This window comes from Kitasatospora sp. MAP12-44 (genome assembly GCF_029892095.1).
Classification (GTDB): domain Bacteria; phylum Actinomycetota; class Actinomycetes; order Streptomycetales; family Streptomycetaceae; genus Kitasatospora.
Genome location: NZ_JARZAE010000004.1, coordinates 2443197 through 2466484, shown reverse-complemented (window position 1 = coordinate 2466484; position 23288 = coordinate 2443197). Strand labels below are relative to the sequence as shown.

The 23288-nt window shown below is 70.2% G+C and carries 20 protein-coding genes; 8 read left to right on the top strand and 12 right to left on the bottom strand.

Going from position 1 to position 23288, the window contains the following annotated elements:
- The first annotated feature begins 161 nt into the window (after positions 1-161).
- Entirely contained in the window at positions 162-1004 is an 843-nt protein-coding gene (locus P3T34_RS11605) for a class I SAM-dependent methyltransferase (protein ID WP_280665951.1), read from the top strand.
- 21 nt (positions 1005-1025) lie between these two features.
- Here P3T34_RS11605 and P3T34_RS11600 read toward each other — a convergent pair whose 3' ends face one another.
- Positions 1026-1325, bottom strand: a complete 300-nt coding sequence (locus P3T34_RS11600; RefSeq protein WP_280665950.1) for a hypothetical protein — start codon at positions 1323-1325, stop codon at positions 1026-1028.
- 64 nt (positions 1326-1389) lie between these two features.
- Positions 1390-2264, bottom strand: a protein-coding gene (locus P3T34_RS11595; protein WP_280665949.1) for an IS5 family transposase whose coding sequence is annotated in 2 segments (ribosomal slippage) — positions 1390-1917 and positions 1920-2264 — 873 coding nt in all. Because the reading frame shifts where the segments join, the coding sequence is not laid out codon by codon here.
- A gap of 280 nt (positions 2265-2544) precedes the next feature.
- On the opposite strand from P3T34_RS11595, the gene P3T34_RS11590 reads away from it, so the two are divergent.
- The 4 genes from P3T34_RS11590 (at position 2545) to P3T34_RS11575 (ending at position 6230) form a co-directional block, all read left to right on the top strand.
- Positions 2545-3684, top strand: coding sequence for a hypothetical protein (locus tag P3T34_RS11590; RefSeq protein ID WP_280665948.1), 1140 nt, complete (start codon positions 2545-2547; stop codon positions 3682-3684).
- 252 nt (positions 3685-3936) lie between these two features.
- Positions 3937-4383: a hypothetical protein gene (locus P3T34_RS11585; protein WP_280665947.1), complete on the top strand. Its 447-nt coding sequence runs from the start codon at positions 3937-3939 to the stop codon at positions 4381-4383.
- Between the two features lie 346 nt (positions 4384-4729).
- Positions 4730-5473 carry a hypothetical protein gene (locus P3T34_RS11580; protein WP_280665946.1) on the top strand — a complete coding sequence of 248 codons (744 nt, stop codon included), beginning with the start codon at positions 4730-4732 and terminating at the stop codon, positions 5471-5473.
- Positions 5474-5780: 307 nt separating this feature from the next.
- A complete protein-coding gene (locus P3T34_RS11575) occupies positions 5781-6230 on the top strand; it encodes a hypothetical protein (RefSeq protein WP_280665945.1) in 450 nt (149 codons plus the stop codon).
- Between the two features lie 657 nt (positions 6231-6887).
- On the opposite strand, the gene P3T34_RS11570 is transcribed toward P3T34_RS11575, so the two are convergent.
- Both P3T34_RS11570 and glnA read right to left on the bottom strand, forming a co-directional pair.
- Positions 6888-8957: a Shedu anti-phage system protein SduA domain-containing protein gene (locus P3T34_RS11570; protein ID WP_280665944.1), complete on the bottom strand. Its 2070-nt coding sequence runs from the start codon at positions 8955-8957 to the stop codon at positions 6888-6890.
- Between the two features lie 360 nt (positions 8958-9317).
- Positions 9318-10733 (bottom strand): type I glutamate--ammonia ligase, encoded by a 1416-nt coding sequence (gene glnA / locus P3T34_RS11565; RefSeq protein ID WP_280665943.1) that lies wholly within the window; start codon positions 10731-10733, stop codon positions 9318-9320.
- Positions 10734-11035: 302 nt separating this feature from the next.
- Here glnA and P3T34_RS11560 point away from each other — a divergent pair, with 302 nt between their 5' ends.
- Positions 11036-11503 (top strand): RDD family protein, encoded by a 468-nt coding sequence (locus P3T34_RS11560; protein WP_280665942.1) that lies wholly within the window; start codon positions 11036-11038, stop codon positions 11501-11503.
- A gap of 104 nt (positions 11504-11607) precedes the next feature.
- Here P3T34_RS11560 and P3T34_RS11555 read toward each other — a convergent pair whose 3' ends face one another.
- The 5 genes from P3T34_RS11555 to P3T34_RS11535 all read right to left on the bottom strand — a co-directional run bounded on the left by P3T34_RS11555 (position 11608) and on the right by P3T34_RS11535 (position 16790).
- Positions 11608-12297 (bottom strand): DUF4191 domain-containing protein, encoded by a 690-nt coding sequence (locus P3T34_RS11555; RefSeq protein WP_280665941.1) that lies wholly within the window; start codon positions 12295-12297, stop codon positions 11608-11610.
- 131 nt (positions 12298-12428) lie between these two features.
- Complete coding sequence (locus tag P3T34_RS11550; protein WP_280665940.1) at positions 12429-12587, bottom strand: hypothetical protein; 159 nt, start codon at positions 12585-12587, stop codon at positions 12429-12431.
- A 176-nt stretch (positions 12588-12763) separates the two neighbouring features.
- Positions 12764-13720 carry a lipoyl synthase gene (locus P3T34_RS11545; protein WP_280665939.1) on the bottom strand — a complete coding sequence of 319 codons (957 nt, stop codon included), beginning with the start codon at positions 13718-13720 and terminating at the stop codon, positions 12764-12766.
- 104 nt (positions 13721-13824) lie between these two features.
- Entirely contained in the window at positions 13825-14628 is an 804-nt protein-coding gene (gene lipB, locus P3T34_RS11540) for a lipoyl(octanoyl) transferase LipB (protein ID WP_280665938.1), read from the bottom strand.
- Between the two features lie 122 nt (positions 14629-14750).
- Positions 14751-16790, bottom strand: a complete 2040-nt coding sequence (locus P3T34_RS11535) for a GAF domain-containing protein (protein WP_280665937.1) — start codon at positions 16788-16790, stop codon at positions 14751-14753.
- A gap of 348 nt (positions 16791-17138) precedes the next feature.
- On the opposite strand from P3T34_RS11535, the gene P3T34_RS11530 reads away from it, so the two are divergent.
- Positions 17139-18869 (top strand): regulator, encoded by a 1731-nt coding sequence (locus P3T34_RS11530; RefSeq protein WP_280665936.1) that lies wholly within the window; start codon positions 17139-17141, stop codon positions 18867-18869.
- Positions 18870-18916: 47 nt separating this feature from the next.
- Here P3T34_RS11530 and P3T34_RS11525 read toward each other — a convergent pair whose 3' ends face one another.
- On the bottom strand, positions 18917-20260 hold the full coding sequence (locus tag P3T34_RS11525) for an NAD(P)/FAD-dependent oxidoreductase (protein ID WP_280665935.1): 1344 nt from the start codon (positions 20258-20260) through the stop codon (positions 18917-18919).
- A gap of 325 nt (positions 20261-20585) precedes the next feature.
- Entirely contained in the window at positions 20586-21491 is a 906-nt protein-coding gene (locus P3T34_RS11520) for a TIGR01777 family oxidoreductase (RefSeq protein ID WP_280665934.1), read from the bottom strand.
- Positions 21492-21620: 129 nt separating this feature from the next.
- On the opposite strand from P3T34_RS11520, the gene P3T34_RS11515 reads away from it, so the two are divergent.
- Positions 21621-22673 (top strand): DUF2510 domain-containing protein, encoded by a 1053-nt coding sequence (locus P3T34_RS11515; protein ID WP_280665933.1) that lies wholly within the window; start codon positions 21621-21623, stop codon positions 22671-22673.
- A 12-nt stretch (positions 22674-22685) separates the two neighbouring features.
- Here the strand turns inward: P3T34_RS11515 and P3T34_RS11510 are convergent, their stop codons facing one another.
- A complete protein-coding gene (locus tag P3T34_RS11510; RefSeq protein WP_280665932.1) occupies positions 22686-23201 on the bottom strand; it encodes a DUF4240 domain-containing protein in 516 nt (171 codons plus the stop codon).
- Positions 23202-23288 lie beyond the last annotated feature (87 nt).

Below are 23288 nucleotides of genomic sequence, written 5' to 3'. Positions count from 1 at the left end.
CAGGGCCTGCCCCGGGGGAAGACCATCGGGACCGTACCCACGCCGACCGAGAACGCCGCCTGCCTGATGGAAGCGGCAGCCGGGGCCGGCACTGAAGCGCACCACAGCCGGGCCCCTTGGCGGGACACCGGAAACCGTTCAACAACCGGAATGGAGTCGTCGTGGACAGCGATCACAGGAGCAAGGCATACCCGTCGAGTGAATCGGTCGGGGGCTTCTACGAGCAGATGGGGCCGTTCTTCGCCTCGCTTTTCGGAGAGGACATTCACTTCGGGATCTGGGAGCAGGACGACACCTCGTCGATGACCGCTGCACAGAGCCGCCTGACGGACCGTCTGATCTCGCTCCTTCGGCTGAAGGACGAGGACTACCTGCTCGACGTGGGCTGCGGCACCGGACACCCGGCGATGCGACTGGCCGAACAGACCCGCGCCCGGATCCTTGGGGTGAACGTCAGCCCCTCACAGGTCGACACCGCCGCAGCGAAGTCCCGGGCCGCGGGCCTGTCGTCCCGCCTTGAGTTCGTCCACGCCGACGCCATGGAACTGCCCTACGAATCCGGGACGTTCGACGCCGCGTGGGCGGTCGAGATGCTGTTCCACGTGCCCGACCGCCTCCAGGTGCTGCGGGAAATCCACCGCACGCTCAAGCCCGGAGGCCGGGTGGTCCTCACCGACTTCGTCGAACGCGAGCAGTTGACCGGCCACGAGTGGGACCTTCTCACCCAGGGATTCGCGTTCTCCTCGCTCCTGCGCCCCCAGGACTACGGCGACGTGGTCGCCCGCGCCGGCTTCGAGGCCGTCCATGTCCACGACGTCACCGCCGAGACCAGGAAGAACATGGAGTGGATCCAGTCCCGGTACGAAGACGCCAAGGAACTCCTGGCCAGCCACTACGGACCGGACTACACCGCCCAGATGGACCAGCTCCTTCCGACCGGCTTGTCCATCTACACGGAGAAACTGGGCTACGTGATCGTCGAAGCCCACCGCCCCACCCTCTAGGCCGTGTTTCAAAAGTTTCTGTCAGTCACCGACGAAGATGATGTAGCGGTGCGGTTTGTGCTCGAGCTCGTCCGCCAGGGCTAGCACTTCGGCCGCTGCCTCGGCTTCGGCTACCGGGGCGTTGTCCAGCAGAGCTTTCAGCTCGGGGACGAGGAGACGCATCTGCGACTTGTTGAACCAAGTGTCGTCGTACGGGTCAACGTAGCCGAGCATCGGCAACGCCAGGGCTTCGGCTCGGCGACAGAGAGCGTTGATCGCTGGGTGGGTGCAGGTCGCCAGGGTCTCTCCGGTGAAGGTGCGCACGCTCACGCTGATCGGCATGCCGCTCACCGTAGTGCCGGCCGGTCCCGGGAGCGACACCATTCCTGGCCTGCTCAGCGGACTATCAGAGCCACTCGTTGATGACAGCGATGGTGACCGTCGCTTCGTAGCGGACCGCCAGCTTGTCGTACCTCGTCGCCACGGCTCGATGGCGCTTGAGGCGGTTGATCCCGCACTCGACCGCGTGACGCTCACGGTAGTCAGCCTTGTCGAACTTCGGCGGTCGGCCGCCGCGGCGGCCGAGCTTCTTGCGGTTGCGGATCTGGTCGGACTTCTCGGGAATCGTGCAGCGGATCCCGCGTCTGCGCAGGTAGTCGCGGTTGGCTCGGGACCCGTAGGCCCTGTCTGCCCGCACCCGGACTGGTCGGCGGCGCGGTCTGCCGACGCCTACGCGGGGTACCCGGATGCGCTCCAGAACCGGCTGGAACTCGGGGCTGTCGTGCCGCTGGCCGGCGGTGACCAGGAAGGACAGCGGCTTCTGTCCTTGCTCGACCGCCAGGTGCACCTTCGTGGTCAGTCCACCGCGTGAGCGTCCGAGCCCGTGGTCGGCTGGCTCGTCTGCGACTCCGCCCGGATTGTCCCGCTGCAGATCCCCCTTTTGCGGGCGCCTGCTGCATGCTGATGCGCTCGTGCGATGGTGGAGTCCACGCTCACGTCCCAGGTGATCAGGCCCTTCGCATCGGCCTGGGCCTGCAGTTGGGTGAGGATCTGGCTCCAGGTGCCGTCGCGCTGCCAGCGCCGGAAGAGACCATAAACGGTCTCCCACTCGCCGTAGCGGGCGGGAACGTCGCGCCAGGGTGCGCCGGTCCGCGTGCGCCAGCGTATGCCGTTGATCAGCTGCTGTTTGGACCAGACCGGAGGCCGTCCCGGCTTCTTGCCCACCGGCAAGAGCGGCTCCAGCCTGGCCCATTGCTCACTCGTCAGATCTCCACGTCCCACGAGTGGATCATGGCAGACCTTGATCCACTTATGAAACAGGCCCTAGTGGCATCGCCGACCAAGGCCCCACCGGAGTAATTCGGAAGATGGGCCCGCTTACGGATCTCGGACCTCGCGGAATCAAAGCGGGCCGGACGTGGGCACAGGCTCGTAGAGAACTCCCATGACCAGAGAAGGTTCCAGCTCCCGGAAGACACGTGCCCGCCGGCTGGCGCGAGCACGGAACCTCTCGTACGCAGCAGCCCTTCGGCTGCGCGACGAACGTCGCACGGAGAACAAAGTGGCAGATCGACAGCTCGAAAAGGCGCAAGCCCAGGACCACGCTGTTCGAACCCTCATGGACAGCGCCGAGCAGCGTGTCGAAGCGGCGGAGCTCGCGGTCCTCGGCGGAAAGGACCAGGCGCGCTGTCAGGCGGTGGTGGGAGTCACCGGCCACCACGAGTGGGGTGCAAGCCACGTCGCCCACCAGATCGGGGCCGCATGGGCGACAACTGGGCTGAGCGTCCTACTTCTTGACAACAGCATGGCCAATGACTTTCGCCGGCCGCCGACTGCTGATAGAGAGCCTGTCTCAGAGGAAAGCGCATGGCAAACACTCTGGGCCGACGAGGAGAAGGGAGGATGCCTCTCTCACCTTTCGTCTGACAACGTCCGCGAACGCTCCGCTCCCTTTCAAGAGCCACCGCGGGACAGCCGAGTTCATGACACCCTGCACCGGGCCAAGGGGACGTTCGACTACATCCTCGCCTACGACGAAGACCAGTTCGGTTTCCTCGGGCTACGAGCACTCGTGGACACATTCGTTGTCATCGCCCACGCGAGCAACCTGCCAACCGCCGATTCAGATATCCCCAGGCGCCAAGGCGTTCAGCGGCGAGTCGAGCTCTGGCTGGACACTGAGTTCTGCGCCTGGCAGCCAAAGGCCAAGGTCTCATCTAAGCTGCGCAACGCGGACGACGGGGAGCTTCGAGGGGCCTTCACGGCTCACATCCAGGAACAGATCGCCGCTCTCTGGGGGCCCGTGGGTACCGAGGCCCTGAGGCTCTGGGTACCTCCTACGGAACGAGGGAACGCTGTTCAGGCGCCCCGGCGTCATCCTCTGAGTCCGACGGAGTCCGCTGCCGTCCTTCGGGACCGGCACCTTCGGCCCTTCACCGGTCAGAACCTCCCGATCGCTGGCCTGGTGGCCACAGTGCTCTCCTTCTCGCCGCCGGTGTCGGCGGACTACGAAGAAGCAGTGCGCAAGGAGATGCAACGCTCCGGCATCCCGATTCTCGGAGCTGTCCGCTCCCACGTAACCAGGGCAGCGCCGGGCATCCACCGGCCTTACTTGGCGGTCCTGGATGACTCGGGTAGCCAGGAGGCGCGTGACTGCCTTGCCGCTGCCGGCGCACTTGCTGCTGTGCTGATCGGGCCTTGAGAGGGTATCGACGCAGTTGCAACTCGGACCGTCACTTTGGTGCCTGACGGCCCGTTGAGCACGGTGAGTTGGAACTGATTCCTCCAGGGCGGCGACGAGCCAACGGCACCAGCGTCCAGCTCGCAGGCCAGTCACGCTCCTGCCTCAGGCGCTGCAGGAACCTCAACAGGATGACCGGGAGGAACTGCCTTGTCCCCGCTGCCTCACTACGCCACCCAGTCCGAGAGCTATAAGCCCAAGCCGCTCAGGTACATGAACGAGAATGGCAATTACATTCTTTCTGAGGTCGAAGATGGAGTTCTGCGTGACCTCGCATACACGATCCGCGAGGAGCGAATTCTGTGCGCCCTGGACAAGAAAGGAATCCGCTCCCGAATCGAGCTCAAAGCGGCGCGGGCTGCCATTGATCACGCCATGGACAAAGCTATCTACTACGGCCTCGATACGGACTACACCCTACGGAGCTCCTTGCTGGGCCGGCTAAAGGCATTGCGCGCTGCGGACGCGCTTATGGGACGCACATGGGAGCTTCCTGAGCTCGCCCAACAACTGACGGACGACCTGCACGCCCATCACCAGGCAGCCGTGGTGTCTCGGGCCATCAGATCCGTGAGCCGGCCGAAAGCCAGCACGCCAGCTCTCCCGCCTCAGACGGGAAGCGCACCGAGGGCCATCGAAGGACCGCCCCAAGGGCACTGAGAATGGCGGCAGTTGCTCATGCTCCCTTGGGCTGGCTGGCAGAAGCATGGGTGTAGTTCGTGATCTCGACTGCTCGGGTGGAGCGGCAGGTGCCGGATGGCGGCCAGTCTGAAGACCGAGGCGAGTGCCACAGTCTCTGCGCGTAACGATCCGGCTGGTGGGCTGAGGAATTGTTGGGGCCCGGTCCGCCGGTCCGCCGGCCCGCCCGGCCCACCCGGCCTACTGCGGAAGTCTGCTCTTATCCTCCCGGGGGCTGGCCCGTACGGGGCTCCAGGGCGCGCCGTGGGCGTGACGGTTCGTCTTCGAATCTATCCTGGTGCTGGCAACAAAAAGGGAAGGAAGATGCGTGAGCTGCTATCTCTGCGCCTACATGAGCTCCAAGCAACCCCAGACCCACCAGCCGCTGCAGACGGGCTCGCCCATCAACTCCACGGACGACCTCGGTACATGCACAAAGTGCAACGTATGGGCCTGCTCGGAGCACAGCCAGCGCCCCGCTACCTTCCTTTGCGCGATGTGTCTGTCCGCCACTGCAATTCAGCAAGCAGCCTGCGGAACCGCGGCCGGAAGCGCCGCAGCCGCACAGGCACACCTCGTCGGTGACCAGCTCGATGCCAACTCCCCACTGTTGAGGGAGACGCACGAAGCGCTGGCCGCAGTGGTGGCGGACGGTCAGCAGGCAGGCGGGGAGGAGGACCTACGGTCTCTCGTCGCCCTGAACAAAGGTGAGCCCAACCTGGTGACGAACCTCGGCGACTGGATCGTTAGAGAGTACAGCGTGCACGCAGCGCCGGCCGTCCGGGGGCATGAGCCTCAATGGAGCCCAGGCGGCTATGTATCCGTCCAGGTGGTCGGCGGTGCCGTCCGGGAAGCATTCAGCGGTCATCCAATGTTTGATCCAAGCGATGAGGCTGTGACGACCGTTGCCGGCGCCATGATCCTGGCCTACAGCATTGCGGACGACACGGTGGCCGCACAGGTCAGCGCCGGGCGGGAAGTGCCATCCCTGCCACGGCCATGGCAGGTGACTCGTCCGGTGCTCCTTGACCCGGTGATCTGGATGGTCGGATCGGCCTACCCACGTGGGTGACACCACAAAGCCGACGCTCACCGCGACACCGCATTCCGCACCAGCACTGCAGCCCGCGCCTGGCCTAAGCCCAGGCGACATCTACATCCGCAAGGACGGACACCCCTGCCTTACAGTCGGTCAGAAGGTTCGACTACAGGAGGCCAGAGGCGCTTGGAGGGAACTGCGAGCCAAGCCAGACGCAGGAACCGAGGTCACGACGGACGGAACCTACCTCAGTCCCACGGACTGTGACGCACTCGGCGGGCCAGGAGGAGCCTCGGCGACCGTACGGCGCTACCGCCCCATTCATGATCCTCTCAGCAAGATGGTCTCGTGGGACGGACTGGTCACTCTAGCCCCACCCCTGCTAGCCCTGCTCACCGCAGTAGCCACCCTGATCTTTGTACCGCTCAGCCAGGCCCCGCCGACCGTCATCGCCGACAAGTCCCAGGTGCTCCTTGCCTGGACGAGCGAGCCCGTCAGCCAGCTCGACGCTGCGGAGCCCAACGATTTTGACCCACTCATCGCGCGCATCCACCAGGACCTCGACCGCCGTGCCGTACAGGTTGGCTGGTGCTTGCAGAAGATCCAGGGCCACCAGGCACCCCCAGCAACGGTTCCCGGGATCACCTGTGCCTCTGCGACGGTGCCATGGTGGCGGACGCCACAGTTCGCCACGCTCGTCACCGTCGGCATCGCACTCGTGACCGCCATGGTGAGCCTCTTGGCCCTGCGGTCTCGGTACGGTTTCCAGAAACGCCCTGAAGGCACATGACCATGGCGGCGTCTCGCCACAGAGAGGGGCAGAGCTCGGCGGGAGGGGTCCAGGGGTCGCCGCGGTGGCCGCTTCGCCGGCGCCGGGCGGCAGCGGTGCGCCGCCGCCCGGACGGATCCGGTGCCAGGTCGGCCAGCCCGCCGGCGAACGGCCCCGTTCGGTCGTCCAGCATGGCGATCGCCCGGCCTGGCGTCGGGCGGGACCACAGCGGTCGCCGCCCGACGCGCTCTGCCGCGCGGGTCAGCTCGGCCGGGTCGGCGATCCCGCGGGTCGGCGAGGACCGCGGCCGCGACCTGCTCAGGGGAGCCCACACCGACCAATGAGGAACCGCTTGTCACGACCGCTGTCATCCGACGATGAGGGGTGGCCGACGCCGCGTCGGTCACCCCTCGAAGCGCTGTCGGGTGGTGGCCCAGCAGAGGTGATTCGGTACACATGAGGACGAGAAATGACTAGTGGCTGCGAGAGTCACTGAGAGTAGTATCAGCTGGTCAGTCAAGGTAGACGTGACATCATCGCAGGTCAGAGAGCTGTCCGCCGAAAACTCCTAAAGCTGGTGTCATGGCCATCACATCGGCGCGGCCAGGGGTGCTCGGGCGCGCTCACGGGCTTGGATAAGGCAACAGCATCGGCGCCGCCACACTCTGCGACGCAGGGTCAGCGGTCCTCGACGATGAAGCATGCTCGCTGGTAGAGCTCGTCGAACGTGATGATCTCGACATCCTGGATAGATTTCCGGTATAGCTCGAAGGAGCTGAGCTTCACCGGGTTCACTTCTCCATTCTGGATGAACTCCTGCAAGCTCCCGATCACCACGACCTGCCGGGGTCGGGTGGTGGACAGTTGGATACCGGTCGGGGTGCCGTCGTCCTCGAAGATCCGGGCGAGGAACTCACGGGAGATGAGCTGCTGGGCCTTGCTGGCGGTCATCTGCACCTGAGCCACACTGCCGCCCAGCTCCTTCGAGACCTGGTAGACGCCCGGGCGGTACTGGGTCCTGGCGAGTAGCTCCGTCTCGTGGGTCTTGATCTCGCAGAAGAGCATGCTGCTGATCAGTCCCTTGGAACGCATAATGGCGTCGATGCGCTTCCCAGCCCCGCCGAAAATGCTGGCGCCGGTGGTGAAGCGTTCCAGTTTGCCGTCGTCGATGGATTCGCAGGCGATGAGGTTGAGGCCGTAACCAAAGATCCACTGGTTCTCCTCGAAGAACGCCTGCCAGACCGCCTCCGCCCCGCGTGTCGTGGCCAGGCTCTCCGCCTGCTGGAAGTAGTCCGGATCGGTAAGCAGCCGCTCGAACTTCTGGAGCTGTTCCTTGCGGTTGCTGATCAGCCGGATGTCCTCCTCGGTGAGACCACCGCCGATCGCGGTCCTGACCGCACCGAGAACCATCGTCCGGTCCTGACCGGTCAGCAGCTGGGCCAGCTGCGCCTCGTCGCTGGCCACCAGCTGGAGAGGGTCGCCGGGCATGCTCAGGCCAGCGCAGCCCTGGAGGAAGTTGATGACCTTCCAGAAGTTCTCGTGAACGTCACCGATGTCGACAAGTGCCTTGACGGCCCGGGTGGCCCCATTGTCAGGAATCATCTGGTTGACGGGGGTCTCCCCAGCCTTCTTCTTGTCCTTCTTCCAGAGCTTGATCCTGGGCGTGAAGCTGTCACCCTTTTTGATGATGACGACGTTGCACAGGGTCGCCACCTGGGGCCGATCGTCGAGGACGAAATCGGTGATCATCCGGTGTGCGCGGGTGTCGTAGAGGTAGTGGAACCCGCCGCTGTCATGCGAACCGCGGATCTCCAGGCTGGCGAAGTCCCCTCGGATGACATCGAACTCGGTGGCGGAGAAGGGGAGGCGGAAACCGCGAACGATAGGAGTGGCTGGTGCGGTGGCCTGGATCCGCCAGTCCGGCGGGATGCTGGGCATCGGCCGAGGATCACCTTCGACCACGAGGTCCTGAACGTCAATGCGTCCGAGCTGGCCGAGCACGGTCTCCAGCGTCCGCCAGATCAACTCCTTCGTCTCTTCGGTGAAGGCGTGCAGGAGCTCGCGTTCCACTGTCAGGACCGCCTCGTACGTGGCTTCCGTCCAGCTGTCACCCGGCATGGGATGGAAGAAGCCGCCGTTGTGGCGCAGGGTCAGGACCGCGGTGCGCAGCAGATCGCGTGTGCTCTCCTCGCCGGCGCAGTCCAAGAGGCTGTAGGTCTGGCCCAGGACCAGGTCGAGCTTGCTCGTGTCCTCGTCGCCCAGCGGCAGCGGGACCAACGGGCCCGTCGATGCGACGCGGACTGGGGCGTACATGGGGCGGCCGGAAATGAACGCAGAGGGACGTAGGCTCCATCCGTCCGGTGCCAGAAGCCGGTTCAGCTCCTCGACGCGCCCCGTTGCCTCCTCGACATCGGCTGCCACCTCGGGATGGACCATCCGTGCCAGAAATGCGAGCAGTACCTCGTCCGGTCCGTGGGAGAGCCCCAGCCTGGGATCCTCGAAGATCCAGTCGTCGGGCAGGTCGTAATTGTTGAGCCGGTGCTGCTGGATATCGGCGCGGACAGTCGGGAGCCGGCTGTTCTCTGATGACGGTCGGTCGAGGTCGTAGAGGTTCTCCAGGAACGTGACTTCGTCCAGTTTCCCCCACCAGGGGCTCGGCATCCCGCGCAGGTACTTGAAGATGTCCTGCCGCGTCACCGCCGTGATTTCTGGGCGCGCGTGTGCCGGGGCGGGGTCGCTGGACGTCATGCCTCCATGATGGCCGTCCGGTATGGCAGGAGGCGGGCTATTGGGAGATTCCGTTCTCGCTCGGGCATCAAGGTGTCTGGCTGGCTACGAGAACATCGCAGCCCGTCCGGGCGAGGCTGGGTGATCACCGTCATTTTGAGGTGCAACGAGAACGGGGGCTCGTCACGCTCTGTGAGGAGCGTGACGAGCCCGACGTCGCCCTGCCTAGCTGATCCACCGTCAGCTATCGGCGTCGCCATTTCACACTCATTTCACATGAGGGCGAGGAGCAGCGAGCAACGACGAGAGCTTCTGAGAGGCGTTTTCGCAGGTCAGAGGCCCTGAAAGGGCCTCCTGGCCAACTGGCTCATGGGGGCCGATTCAGAGGTCGAAGTACAGCTCGAACTCGTGCGGGTGGGGGCGCAGGGCGATCGGGGCGATCTCGTTGGTGCGCTTGTAGTCGATCCAGGTCTCGATCAGGTCGGGGGTGAAGACGCCGCCGGCCAGGAGGTACTCGTGGTCCTTTTCGAGGGCCTCGAGGACGGCGGGGAGGGAGGCGGGGACCTGGGGGACGCTGGCGTGCTCGTCGGGGGCGAGCTCGTAGAGGTCCTTGTCGACCGGCTGGAGCGGCTCGATCTTGTTCTTGATGCCGTCCAGGCCCGCCATCAGCATGGCGGAGAAGGCGAGGTACGGGTTGGAGGACGGGTCGGGCGCGCGGAACTCGATGCGCTTGGCCTTGGCGTTGGAGCCGGTGATCGGGATCCGGATCGCCGCCGAGCGGTTGCGCTGGGAGTAGACCAGGTTGACCGGGGCCTCGAAGCCGGGCACCAGGCGGTGGTAGGAGTTCACCGACGGGTTGGTGAAGGCGAGCAGCGAGGGCGCGTGCTTCAGCAGGCCGCCGATGTAGTAGCGGGCGGTGTCGGAGAGGCCGGCGTAGCCCTGCTCGTCATAGAAGAGCGGCGCGCCCTCGGCCCAGAGCGACTGGTGCACGTGCATGCCGGAGCCGTTGTCGCCGAAGATCGGCTTGGGCATGAAGGTGGCCGTCTTGCCGTTGCGCCAGGCGACGTTCTTGATGATGTATTTGAACAGCATCAGGTCGTCGGCCGCGTGCAGCAGGGTGTTGTACTTGTAGTTGATCTCGGCCTGGCCGGCGGTGCCCACCTCGTGGTGCTGGCGCTCGACCTCCAGGCCGGAGGCGCCGAGCTCCAGCGACATCTCGGCGCGCAGGTCGGCGAAGTGGTCGACCGGCGGGGTCGGGAAGTAGCCGCCCTTGTACTTGACCTTGTAGCCGCGGTTGCCACCCTCCTCGATCCGGCCGGAGTTCCAGGCGCCGGCCTCGGAGTCGATGTGGTAGTACGAGGCGTTCGCGCTGGTCTCGAAGCGGGCCTCGTCGAAGACGTAGAACTCGGCCTCGGGGCCGAAGAAGGCGGTGTCGGCGATGCCGGAGGAGGCGAGGTAGGCCTCGGCCTTCTTGGCCACGTTGCGCGGGTCGCGGCTGTAGGCCTCGCCCGTGATCGGGTCCTGGATGAAGAAGTTGATGTTGAGGTGCTTTTCCTTGCGGAACGGGTCCAGGCGCGCGGTGGCCAGGTCCGGGACGAGCGCCATGTCCGACTCGTGGATGGCCTGGAAGCCGCGGATCGACGAGCCGTCGAACATCAGGGTCTCGGCGGGGTCGAACGTTGCCGCAGGCACCGCGAAGTGCTGCATGACTCCGGGCAGGTCACAGAACCGCACATCCACGAACTTGATGTCGTTCTCCGCGATGTACGCCTTGACCTCGGCGGCGTTCTTGAACATCAATCCTCCTCAGCCCGGCCGCGGGGGCCGGGTTCAGACGTTCACGGACCGGTCGTCCCAACCGGCCGTGGTGCGGCCACGATAGGAACCGGCCGTTTCCTGGTCGTGACCCTATCGTTTCGCCCATGTTAACCAGCCGCCTCGCGCGGGCGGCAAAGCCGCACGGCTACGGGCAAATCGCATCCCCGCCCAGGTTGCGCATCTGGACTGGTCTAGACCAGCTGAATCGAGCCGTCGAGATGGATTCACCCGCAGGGGGAGTCGATGGCGGTCGGGCCGAGCTGCCCGGATAGTGTGCATTCGTGGACAGCAGAGAAGCGTTGGGATCGTGGATCGAAGGCCCGAAGGCCGCAGCCGAGCGGATGGGCGCCGACTTCGGCTACCGGGGTGAGCGGCTCGGCCTGCCGCGGGAGGGCACCGGCTCGCTGGCCGGCCCGGGCCGCCGGATCGGCGCGCTGTTCGTCGACGGCTGGCTCTGCAGCCTGATCGCGTACGGGCTGATCGCGCACGGTGACCAGTCGCGGGCGAACCTCTGGACCACGCCGCTGCTCTTCGCGGTGACTGCGATCCTGCTGGCGACCACCGGGACGACCGTCGGCAAGCGGCTCTTCGGCCTGCGCGTGGTGCGGCTCGGCGGCACCCGCGCCTCCATCCCGCAGGTGCTGCTGCGGACGTTCCTGCTCTGCCTGCTGGTGCCCGCGCTGGTCTGGGACCGCGACTCGCGCGGCCTGCACGACAAGGCTGTCGGCACCGTCGAGGTCCGGATCTGACCACCGCCGCCCCAGACGGTTGAGCACAACGAGCTGAGCACAACGAGAGGCCCCGCCGCGGAGAACCGCGGCGGGGCCTTGGGGTATTCGGGGGCAGGCGGGGCTCAGCGGCCCTGGCCGCCCTTGGGCATCCGCGCACCCTTGGGCATCGGGCCCTTGGGGATCGGCGCCTTGGAGAGCAGGTCGCCCAGCGCGCGCAGCCGGTCGTTGGTCTCGGTGACCTGGGCCGGGGTGATCGCGCGCGGCAGCCGCATCAGGTGGATCTGCAGCTTCTTCAGCGGCACCTCACCCGGTCCGTCGCCCACCACGATGTCGTGCACCGGGATGTCGCCGACCACGCGGGCCATCTTCTTCTTCTCGGAGGCCAGCAGCGGGCGCACCCGGTTCGGGTTGCCCTCACCGATGAGCGCGATACCGGCCCGACCCACCGCGCGGTAGATCGCGTCCTGGCTGCGGGTGACCGCCACCGGGGTCGGGTTGCTGCTCCAGCCGCGCTTCATGTTGTTCAGCACGGCGGCCGCCGCACCCGGCTGGCCCTCCATCTGCCCGAACGCCGCTCGCTCGGCCCGTCGCCCGAAGACGATCGCCATGGCCAGGACCGCCACGATGAAGCCCAGGATGCCCAGGTAGATGGGATGACCGATCACGAACCCGATGGCGAGGAACACGCCGAAGGTCAGGAGGCCAACGCCTCCGATGATCAGGCCGATCTTGGTGTCGACCTTCTTGGTCATGCTGTACGCCTGGCGGATCTGCTTGAGCCGCCCGGGATTCTCGGATGTTTCCCTCGCCATGAGGGTCATGGTACGTGGCGCGGTCATCGGATCACGAAGTACGGTCCCGATTCGGTCCGAACCGTGATCCTTCCGACCGTCCGGACCAGGCGATCCGGGGCCGAGCCGGCGATCCGGGGCGGAGCAGGGCGTTACTTCGCGACCGCCGCCGTCCGGGCCGCCTCACGGTCCGCCGCGTACCGGCGGTTCTCGCAGACCGAGGTCCAGGCGTTCAGCCGGGCCTGCCTGCGGCCGCCGGACAGCAGCACGCTCTCCGCCAGCCTGATCGCACTGCCGATAGTGGTACGCATGCCGGGCCTCTCCCCTCGGTGGGCTCGTGGACCAGTCTGGGCCGCCGGTGTTTCCGCACAGTGACCGCACGGTCAAACGCGGATGAAAACGCGGAGGAAAAACGGGGAGGAAAAACGCGGAGGCCCGGCCGCCTTCCAGAGGAAGACGGCCGGGCCTCTCGCAGAGTGCGGCTGGATCAGACGGCGGCGGTGCGCTCGCGGTGCTCCAGCGCCTGCCGGTACAGCCGGCCCGCGCGGTAGGACGAACGGACCAGCGGCCCGGACATCACACCGGCGAAGCCGAGCTCCTCGGCCTCCTCCTGCAGCTCCACGAACTCGTGCGGCTTCACCCAGCGCTCGACGGGGTGGTGGCGTACCGAAGGCCGCAGGTACTGCGTGATGGTGATCAGCTCGCAGCCGGCGCCCACCAGGTCGGCCAGCGCCTGGCTGACCTCCTCGCGGGTCTCGCCCATGCCCAGGATCAGGTTGGACTTGGTCACCAGGCCGGCCGCGCGGGCCTGCGTGATGACGTCCAGCGAGCGCTCGTAGCGGAAGGCCGGGCGGATCCGCTTGAAGATCCGCGGCACCGTCTCGACGTTGTGCGCCAGCACCTGCGGGCGCGAGGAGAAGACCTCGGCCAGCTGCTCGGGCACCGCGTTGAAGTCGGGGATCAGCAGCTCCACGCCGGTCCGGCCACCCTCGCGGCCGGCCGTCAGCGCGTGCACCTGGCGGACGGTCTCGGCGTACAGCCAGGCACCGCCGTCCGGCAGGTCGTCGCGGGCCACGCCGGTGATGGTCGCGTAGTTGAGGTCCATCGTGACGATGGACTCGGCAACCCGGCGCGGCTCGTCCCGGTCGAAGTCGGCGGGCTTGCCGGTGTCGATCTGGCAGAAGTCACAGCGCCGGGTGCACTGGTCTCCGCCGATGAGGAAGGTCGCCTCGCGGTCTTCCCAGCACTCGAAGATGTTGGGGCAGCCGGCTTCCTGGCAGACCGTGTGCAGGCCTTCCTTCTTGACCAGCGACTGGAGGGCGTTGTACTCCGGACCCATCTTCGCGCGGGTCTTGATCCACTCCGGCTTCCGCTCGATGGGGGTCTCGCTGTTGCGGACCTCCAGGCGGAGCAGCTTCCTGCCGTCGGGTGCGACAGCGGACACGTGCGACTCCTAGAACTAGACGGGGTACCCCCAGGGTACGCCTCTACTTGTACGGTCTGCGCTGAGCCTTCGCCCCGCATTCGCAGGGCAACAGCGGCAGCGGGTCAGGGATTCCCGATCAAGGCCGGCTCGGGCAGCTCGGCGAGGACCTCGGACAGGTGGCGCTCGACCACCGGCAGCACCTCGCCGACCGGCACGTCCCGGCCCAGCTCGGTGGAGAGTGAGCCCACGCCGGCGTCCCTGATCCCGCACGGGATGATCCGGTCGAACCAGGTCATCTCGGGGTTGCAGTTGAGCGCGAAGCCGTGCATCGTCACGCCGCGGGCCACCCGTACACCGATCGCCGCGAGCTTGCGGTCGTCCCCGCGCTGCCCGGCGTTGGACGGAGCGTACTCGGGGCCGGCCAGCCGCGGATCGATGCCCAGCGGCAGGCCCATCCGCAGCGTGAGCCTGCCGATGTCGACCACGTCCGCCGGGTCCACCCGCGCGTCCGGCAGCTCCTGGCCCAGCACCCAGACGCCGCTGCGGCCCTCGACCCGGCTGGAGCTCACGCCGAGCTCGCCGCAGGCGCGGATCAGCGCCTCCTCCAGGCGGCGGACGTAGGCGACCACGTCCATCGGCTCGGGCAGCTTGACGATCGGGTAGCCGATCAGCTGCCCGGGACCGTGCCAGGTGCCCTCGCCGCCGCGGTTGACCTCGACCACGGGGGTGCCGTCCAGCGGCAGGTCCTCGGGCTTGGTGCGCTTGCCGGCCGTGTAGACCGGCTGGTGCTCGAGCAGCAGGACGGTGTCCGGGATCTCGTCTGCCCGCCGCAGGGCGTGCAGACGCTGCTGCTCCTCCCAGGCGACCTGGTACGGCACCGCGCCTTCGCCGATGCCCATGCGTACGAACCGCACGTTCGCGCTCACCGCTGCTCCTTGCCAGGCGTTCGAGACCAACCTCGCTAGCCTACGCCCGCTCGCTCAGCTGCCCGAGAGCAGCCGTTCAGCTGCCCTCCTGGCGGTCCGCCGAGCTGCCCGAGAGCAGCCGTTCAGCTGCCGTTCGGCTGCCCTCCCGGCGGTCCGCCGACCCGGCCCGAGATCAGCTGGAGCCGCAGCGCGAGCTGGAGCTCCAGCGTCCGCTCCGGCCCGTTCCAGTGCGGACCGAGCAGCACCTCCACCCGGTCCAGGCGCTGGACCACGGTGTTCACATGCACGTGCAGCTCGTCCTTGGCCCGGGTCAGGCTGCCGCCGCAGTCGAAGTACGCCCGCAGCGTGCGCACCAGCTCGGTGCCGCGCCGGGCGTCGTACGCCAGCAGCGGTCCCAGCGTGCGCTCGACGAAGCCGCCGACGTCGTGCCCGTCGCCGAGCAGCACGCCCAGGAACCCGAGCGACTCGGCCGACGCCCCGTCGCCCTCGCGCCCCAGCATCCGCAGCGCGCGCACGCAGCGCAGGCCCTCGCCGTACGCGGCCGCCAGCGCGACCGGGCCGGCCGCACTGCGACCGGTGCCGACCGTCACCGGCTGCCCAGCCAGCCGGGTCAGCCGCTCGGCGGCCAGCGCCGCGGCCGCCGCCGGGGTGGCCGAGCCGTCGTCGGGGAGCAGCAGCACCACAGCCTCGCCGTGCTCGGCGCTGACGCCCCGCGAGCCGCCCGAGGCCCCCGAACCGCCCGAGGCCCCCGAGGCCCCCGAGGCCCGCGAGCCGCCCGAGGCTCCCGAGCCGCCCGACCCCGCCGGGGCGCGCGAGCCGAAGAGCAGCTGCGCGGCGGCCCCCGCCAGCCGTGAGCGGCCGTCGGGCGCGGTCTCGGCGACCAGCACCAGGTGCGGGCGGCCCAGATCCACGCCCAGCCGGCGGCCGCGGGCCAGCAGGCCGGCCGGGTCGCGGTCTGGCGCGCTCAGTAGGTCGGCGAGCAGCTCGCCGCGGACCCGGTTCTCCGCCTCGGCGACCGAGCGGCGCAGCAGCAGGAGCAGCGCGGTGACCACGCAGGCCCGTTCGAACAGCCGCCGGTCGGCGTCGTCCAGCTCGGGCCGGCCGCGCAGCAGCAGGCTGCCGAGCGGCTCCTGCCCGGCCAGCACCACGCAGACCCAGCTCTCGCCGTGCCGCACCGCCCGTCCCTCGGCCCGCGAGCGCTCCACCGCCGCCGCCAGCGCCCCGGCCGGGCTCGGCCGCCCGGCCAGCGGACGGCCCTCGGGGTCCTGCACCGCGACCTCGCCCTCCAGCAGGACGCCCACCTCGGCGGCCACGTCCGCCACTTCGGCGCCGCGCAGCACCAGGTCGGTGAGCCGGTCGTGCGCCTGCCCGGCGCGCTGGACGGCGGCCGCGTGGGCGCGGATGACGGCGTTGGCACTGTTCAGCTCGGCCAGCGCGGCCCGGGTGCCGGCCACCGACTCGGCGGTGTCCAGGGCGATCGCGGCGTGTGCGGCCAGCGAGCAGAGCAGCGCGACCTCCTCGGGGGAGAAGGCCCGCGGCGAGCGGTCGGCCGCGAACAGCACCCCGATCACCGTGCCGCCGAGCAGCAGCGGCACGCCGAGGATGGCGACCAGGCCCTCGTCCAGCACGCCCGCGTCCACCCGGCCGGTGTGCTGGAAGCGCCCGTCGGTGCGGTAGTCCGGCGAGGCGTACGGGCGGGCGGTCTGCGCGACCAGGCCGCCGAGTCCCTCGCCGAGGCTCAGCCGCAGGCTCTGGAAGAGCGGCGAGACCGACCCGTCGGTGACCCGCATATAGGTGTCGCCGGCGGCCTCGTCCGGCAGGGTCAGATAGGCGGTGTCGGTGCCGAGCAGCAGCCGGGCCCGCCGGACGATGGCCCGCAGCACCGCGTCCAGGTCGTGAGAGGCCGCCAGATCGCCTGCGGTGTCGAAGAGCGCGGTCAACTCGGCCTCGCGGCGCCTGTGCTGATGCAGCGTCCGGTGCACCCGCAGGGCGAGCCGGACGGACTCCTCGACCTGGGCCAGCACCTCCGGTTCGGCGCCGTCGCGCCGGGCCCGGGCGAGCACGTCCGCGAAGTCCTCGGTAGCGGCGCCGCCGGAGGCGAGCAGGTCCAGCAGCCGGCGCAGCGCGGGGGCCGCGGCGGTCACGGGTACGGAGTCATCCATGGTGCGGGACACCGTCTCACATCGTTCTCCCGCCGCGGCAGGGGGCAGTACGCGAGGAACTCCGGTGGCTGCAACCCATGTGAGGAACCGCCACAGTCGGCTGCCGTCGCGTGGGGGTGTACACCACTCACCGCTCGGGCCCGAAAACCCCAGCATCTCCAAACCCCCTGCGGGTCACCTTCCCCACAACGGGCGGCCATCCTTCACCCGTTCGGAGGATTGGCCGCCCAGATCCGCCCATAGCGCCCGAATGCTCGCTACATTCACGCCGATTCCCGACAGGGGGCGCCGCACCAGGCAGCGGGGGATTGGACTTCCCGGTGCGCCGTCCGAGAGGTGTTGACTGACATGCCCCAACGGCCTGCGACCGACAGCCCGGCTTACGGTCCGCTCGACCCGCACGAACGGCGGACCGCGCGGTCCCTGCCGGACGCCTCCCTGTCCGCACCGCCGGGCGACGAACCCGAACCCGACCCCGAGCACGAGCACGAGGCGTCCGCCGGCGGCCCGGCAGGCACCGAGCGCGCCCAGAACCCGGCGCTCGCCGCGCTGATCGAGGAGGCCGGCTTCTCCCATGCCGGCCTGGCCCGCCGGGTCGACCAACTGGGCCTGGAACACGGGCTCGACCTGCGGTACGACAAAACCTCGGTGACCCGCTGGCTGCGCGGCCAGCAGCCACGCGGCGCCACCCCGGCGCTGATCGCCGAGGTCTTCACCCGCCGGCTCGGCCGCCGGCTCTCCGCCCAGGACATCGGCCTGGACGCCTGCGCGCCGGTCTACGCGGGCCTGGAGTTCGCCCAGACGCCGCAGGAGGCCGTGGACATCGTCGCCAGCATGTGGCGCAAGGACACCGGGCCGCAGTCCGAACTGCGCCGGATCGCCTTCACCCCGGCCGGGTTGGTGGTGCCGAGCCGCGACTGGCTGATCGGGCGCACCGACGAACAGGTCGCCCGGGACGGCTCGGTGGTCGGCTACCCGGCCGCCGCCGGCGGCCCGGCCGACCCGCTGGACCACCCGCCGCTGCGCCCCGCCGGCCTGCCGGGTGCCCGGGTGGCCGCCCCGGGCCGGGTGCCCTCGCAGAGCCGCCGGCCGCTGGTCTCAGACCTGAGATCCCCGCAGGCCCCGGCGCCGCTGCCGCCCGACCCCGGCGCCCGCCCGCCGCGCCCCGGGCTGCGGGTGGGCCGCGGGGACATCGCGGCCGTCCGGGCGGTCGGTGACCTGTTCCGCTCGCTGGACAACGCCTACGGCGGCGGCCACGCCCGGCAGGCGCTGGTGCGCTACCTGGAGAGCGAGGCCGAGCCGATGCTGCGCGGCCGCTACGGCGAGCAGATCGGCCGGGCGCTGTTCGCCGCCGTCGCCGACCTGACCAGGCTGGCGGGGTGGACGTCCTTCGACATCGCCGCGCACGGCCTGGCGCAGCGCTACTTCGTCCAGGCGCTGCGGCTCTCCCAGGCGGCCGGCGACCGGGTGCTCGGCGGGTATGTGCTGATCACCATGAGCCAGCAGGCGGTGCACCTGGGGCACGGCCGGGAGGCGGTCCAGCTGGCCCGGGTCGCCCAGCAGGGCGTGGGGACGGCGGCCCCGGCCGCGGTGCAGTCGCTGATGCACGCCGCCGAGGCCCGCGGCCACGGGATACTGGGCGACGTCCGTGCCTGCACCACCGCCCTGGTGCGCTCCGAGCGGGCCCTCGCGGTGGCCCGGGGGAGCGACGAACTCCCCTCTTGGGCACGGTACTTCGACGAGGCGCAGCTGGCCGACGAGTTCGCCCACTGCTATCGCGACCTGCAGCAGTGGCGGCTGGCCGCCCAGCACGCGGAGAAGTCGCTGCGGCTGCGCTCGGCGGCCTACGCGCGCAGCCGGGTCTTCTGCCGGATGGTGCTGGCGGCGGCCCGGCTGGGCATGGGAGATCTGGAGGAGTCCTGCGGGATGGCGACCGAGGCGCTCCGGGCGGCGGGTGAGATGCGCTCCGCCCGGACGGTGGAGTACCTGCGCGACTTCCACCGCCGGCTCGCGCCCTACCGGGGCAGCCCGGTGGCCCGGGCCTTCGAGGAGGCCGCGCGGCAGGCGGGGGTGATCTAGGACCGAGGGGGGCGCGCACCGCACATGCGCGCCCCCGGGTCCGGAAGTCAGGCCGCCTCGCGTGCCTCCCGCGCGCCGTGGTCGGCCAGGCCGAGGTCGCGCAGCACCGACTGCGCCGCCCGCCGCCCCGACACCAGCGCGCCCTGCGCGCTGCTGGTGTCCCGGTGGTCGCCGCAGACGTACAGCCCGGCCAGCACCCGCACCGGGCGACGGAAGTTGTGCGGGGGCGGCATCGCCGGGACGGCCTCCGGCAGGTGGCGCACGCTGAGGAACTCCCACTCCCGGGTGGACACCCCGTACAGCTCCGCCAGCCGCGAGCGGACCGCCGGTTCGAGACCGGCCGGCCCGCCCGCGTCGAAGCTGCGGCGGCCGAGCACGGTGGTGGCCACCAGCGAGCGCCCGGGCGGGGCGTAGGACGGGTGCACCGCGCTGAGCACCAGCGAGTGCGAGACCGGGGCGGAGCCGCTGGGCCGGTCGGCGTCCAGCAGCATCACGGCTTCGGCGATCGGCGAGCCGGCCGTGGTGTGGTAGTAGGTGGTCACCGGGTGGAACTCGGGCAGCCGCAGCCCGGGCAGCAGTTCGGCCGCCGACCGCGCGTCGGTGGCCAGCAGTACGGCGCGCGCGCCGATCCGCCCGTGCTCGGCGGTCAGCACGCCGTCCGCGCCGACCGCGGTCACCCGTACGCCCAGCCGTACCGTCCCGGGTGGCAGCGCGCCGGCCAGCCGGCCCGGCACGGCGGCCGTCCCGGCGGCGGGCAGGCACAGCCGCCCGCGGGCGTAGCCGCGCAGCACCAGGTCGGCCACCCGGCTACTGGTGCCCAGCGCGGGATCGCTGAGCAGCGCGGTCAGCAGCGGCCGCAGGAACCCGTCCGCCACCCGGGGGGAGAACCCCCGGTCGAGCAGCGCCTGCGCGGTCGTGGTCTCCGGGCGGGCCAGCAGCCGCGGCACCGGCGCGGCGGCGAGCCGGCCGAGCACCGATCCGAGCCTCGCCTTGTCCAGCGAACTGCCCAGCGGCGCACGGACGGTGGCCTGCCGGACGGTGGCCTGCCGGACGGTCGGCGGCTGCGGGCCGACGGTGCGGTAGCGGCGGCCAGCGCTGTGCACCAGCACCCCGGGGGCCAGCGGACAGAGCTCCAGGCTGTCCAGGTCGAGCCGACGGATCAGCTCGGGGAAATCCGTGTTGAGCAGCTGACCGCCGTGGTCCAGCCGGTAGCCGTCCAACTGCTGGCCGGCCATTCGGCCGCCGATCCGCTCGGTCGCCTCCAGCACCTGGACGTCCAGTCCGGCGGTGATCAGCGCGCGGGCGGCGGCTAGGCCCGCCAAGCCGGCGCCGACCACGACCACGTCGGGGTCGGCGGGTCGGCTGCGGCGGGTGATGTCATATGCGGTCACTGGCGAGCTCCCTCCCTGGTCCCGGAGCTCCGGGCCGGCGGACGGCTGCGGGGGTGCCGGGACAGTCCGAACAGGTGATGCCCCGTCAAAGCCTTGTTCAGGCAAGGGCATTCGCTCGGATCGCCGCCGCTTCAGCCGTGCCGGTGGCACGCCCGCGGGCGACGGCGGCGCGCCGTGCGCTCTCGGGCGCCGCAGGATGCCCCCATGCGCCCCCTCTGCGACACGCCCTGAGCTCCCCGCCGCCCCTTGCGCCCCGGCGCCGACCGTGCTCGACAGGCCGCGCTCAGCCGACCGTGCTCGGCAGGCCGCGCTCACTGGGACACGCTCAGCGGGCCGCGCGCACCGCCGCCTCCACCGTCGGGTGGGTGAACCGGAACCCGGCGGCCAGCAGCTTGCCCGGCACCACCCGGTGGCTGCCGACCACCTCCACTGCCATCTCGCCGAGCGCGATCCGCAGCACCGCCTCCGGCACTGGGAACGGTGTCGGGCGACCCAGCACCTTGCCCATGGCCTCGGTGAGCTGCTGGTTGGTCACCGGCTCCGGCGCCGACAGGTTCACCGGTCCGCTCAGCTCCTGGTGGTCGATCAGAAAGCGCAGCGCCGCCACCTCGTCGACCAGCGAGATAAAGCTCCAGAACTGCTCGCCCGAGCCCAGTCGCCCGCCCAGCCCCAGCTTGAAGAGCGGGAAGAGCCGCCCGCCGGCCCCGCCCGCGGCGGAGAGCACCAGACCGGTGCGCGGGTGCACCACCCGCACGCCCGCCTCGGCGGCCGGCCGCGCGGCGCCCTCCCAGTCCACGCAGACCCGCGCCAGGAAGTCGTCCCCGGCCGGCGCCGACTCGTCGATCACCCGGTCGCCGGTCTGCCCGTAGTAGCCCACCGCCGAGCCGCTCACCAGCACGGCGGGCTGCTTCGGCGCGCTCGCGATCGCCGCCGCCAGGGTGCGGGTGCCGAACACCCGGCTCTCACGGATCTCCCGCTTGTAGGCCTCCGACCAGCGGCGGTCGCCGACCCCGGCGCCGGCCAGGTGCACCACGGCGTCCGTCCCGTCCAGCGCGGCGCGGTCCAGCTGACCGAGCCCGGGGTTCCAGCCGACGCCGTACGACCCGTCGGGCTGTCGGCCGAGCGCGCGGCGGTGCCGGACCAATCGGACCACCTGGTGGCCGTCGGCCAGCAGCGAGCGGACAAGGGCGGAGCCGATCAGGCCCGAGGAACCGGTGACAGCGATACGCATGCGGCCATCCTGGCAGGCCGCTCCCCGCGGCCCGCTGCTCGACCCCTGCCACGGTCCCGGGCGTGTCGCCCGACGGCCCGTCATGTCGCCGGTCTGTCTGCCGTCGTCCGCGACCGATACGGTACGGCCGTGAGCAACTCGACCGCACCCGGCTGGTATCCCGACCCGCAGCGCGCACCCGCCGCCGGTGCGCCGCAGGAGCGCTACTGGGACGGCGGCGGCTGGACGGCGCAGACCCGGCCCGCCGTGCCGCCGGTCCCACCCGCCGTACCCCTCTCGGACGCCTCGCCCGCCTACGGCCACCCGGCCGTCCCCGCCCCGGCCGAGCCGTCGGCCTACGGCTTCCCGCCGCCGCCGTACGGGTATCCGCAGGCGCCCGGCTACCCGCCGCCCGGACCGCCGCCCGCCCCGCCGGCCTACCTGGTCGCGCCGCCCGCCCCGCCGTACGGAGCCGCCCCCTACTTCGCGCCGCCCGCCCCCGCCCGCAACCGCACCGGGCTGGTGGTCGGCGTGCTGGCCGGCGCCCTGGTGCTGATCGGCGCCACCGTCGCCGGCGCCGCCGCGCTGCTGGGCAGCGCGGGCGCAGCCGTCCACCCCGGCCCCGTCGCCGCGCAACCCGCGCCGCAGCAGCCCACCCCCACCCCCAGCGACCAGCCCCCGCTGCTGGGCAAGGCGCCGGTCTCGCCCGACGGCACGACCGTCAAGGACCTGCTCGACGGCTGGACCGTCCCGCTGCCCAGCGGCTGGACCTCCGAGGACCACGACGCGGGCAGCGCCCTGTGGCTGACCACCACCCCGTACGACTGCAGCGCGCCCGGTGGCTGCGTGCGCGGCAACTTCTCGATCGACAGCGGCCCCACCCAGGGCCCGGACGCGCAGACGGCGGCCCGCGCGGCGATGCCGAGCCGTGCGACGCAGCTCTACGGCGCCCTGGTCTCGCATCAGGAGCTGGTCAGCGGCCCGATCACCGTCGCGGGCCTGGCGGGCTACGCCGTCCGCTGGCACGTGGCGCCGACGACCGGCGCCCAGGGCTACCTCCTGGTGGTGGCACTGCCGGCGACCGGGGGCGGCTTCACGGTGCTGGTCGGCTCGGTCGACGACGACCCGAGCGCCCCCAAGCCGGCGGTGCTCGAACAACTCGTCGCCGGCATCACCACCGGTCCGCCGCCCAACGCCGCCTGACCGCAGTGTGCGTCAGTCTCCGTACTGCTCCCACAACTTGGGGAATCGTTTCGCCATCTCCGCCGAGTCGTCGAAGTCGAAGCGCGCGCCCTCCGGCTGCCGGGGCTGCTGCGTGCCGAGGTCGGGCAGCGGCATGCCGGTGAGTCGTTCGTGCGCCTCGTCGGCGGCGTAGCCGAACTCCTCGGCGTCGCCGTCCTCCTCCTCGTCGAAGTCGGAGACCAACTCGGCCAGGTCGTCCGGGTGGTGCACCGCTCCCTCGAAGACCTCGCGGCCCTGCGCGATCAGCCAGCACCGGAAGTAGTCGAAGGCGTCCTCGGAGGCGCCGTCGAGCATGAGGTACGCCGCGCCCCACAACTCGCGGGTGTAGGCCCGCTGGAAGCGCGCCTCGAACAGCCGGGCGAAGTCGATCACCTCATCCGGCGTCAGCTGCACCAGCCGCTCCACCAGCAGGTCGGCCTGGTCGTCCGGATCGCCTTCGGCGGCGTCGCGGGTCTCATCGATGATCTGCCAGAAGTCCGTCTCGTACATCACCGCTCCAGCATCCCTGGTCCACGAACCAAACGCACACCCTATGCGCCGCCCGTGCAGGGCGCGCGCCGAGCGCAGATGCGCCGA

Coding starts and splice junctions, on each gene's coding strand:
- P3T34_RS11510 (WP_280665932.1), bottom strand. CDS start 23,201: ATGTACGAGACGGACTTCTGGCAGATCATCGATGAGACCCGCGACGCC.
- P3T34_RS11585 (WP_280665947.1), top strand. CDS start 3,937: ATGAACGAGAATGGCAATTACATTCTTTCTGAGGTCGAAGATGGAGTT.
- P3T34_RS11600 (WP_280665950.1), bottom strand. CDS start 1,325: ATGCCGATCAGCGTGAGCGTGCGCACCTTCACCGGAGAGACCCTGGCG.
- P3T34_RS11575 (WP_280665945.1), top strand. CDS start 5,781: ATGGTCTCGTGGGACGGACTGGTCACTCTAGCCCCACCCCTGCTAGCC.
- P3T34_RS11535 (WP_280665937.1), bottom strand. CDS start 16,790: ATGGATGACTCCGTACCCGTGACCGCCGCGGCCCCCGCGCTGCGCCGG.
- P3T34_RS11570 (WP_280665944.1), bottom strand. CDS start 8,957: ATGACGTCCAGCGACCCCGCCCCGGCACACGCGCGCCCAGAAATCACG.
- P3T34_RS11555 (WP_280665941.1), bottom strand. CDS start 12,297: ATGGCGAGGGAAACATCCGAGAATCCCGGGCGGCTCAAGCAGATCCGC.
- P3T34_RS11520 (WP_280665934.1), bottom strand. CDS start 21,491: ATGCGTATCGCTGTCACCGGTTCCTCGGGCCTGATCGGCTCCGCCCTT.
- P3T34_RS11550 (WP_280665940.1), bottom strand. CDS start 12,587: ATGCGTACCACTATCGGCAGTGCGATCAGGCTGGCGGAGAGCGTGCTG.
- glnA (WP_280665943.1), bottom strand. CDS start 10,733: ATGTTCAAGAACGCCGCCGAGGTCAAGGCGTACATCGCGGAGAACGAC.
- P3T34_RS11530 (WP_280665936.1), top strand. CDS start 17,139: ATGCCCCAACGGCCTGCGACCGACAGCCCGGCTTACGGTCCGCTCGAC.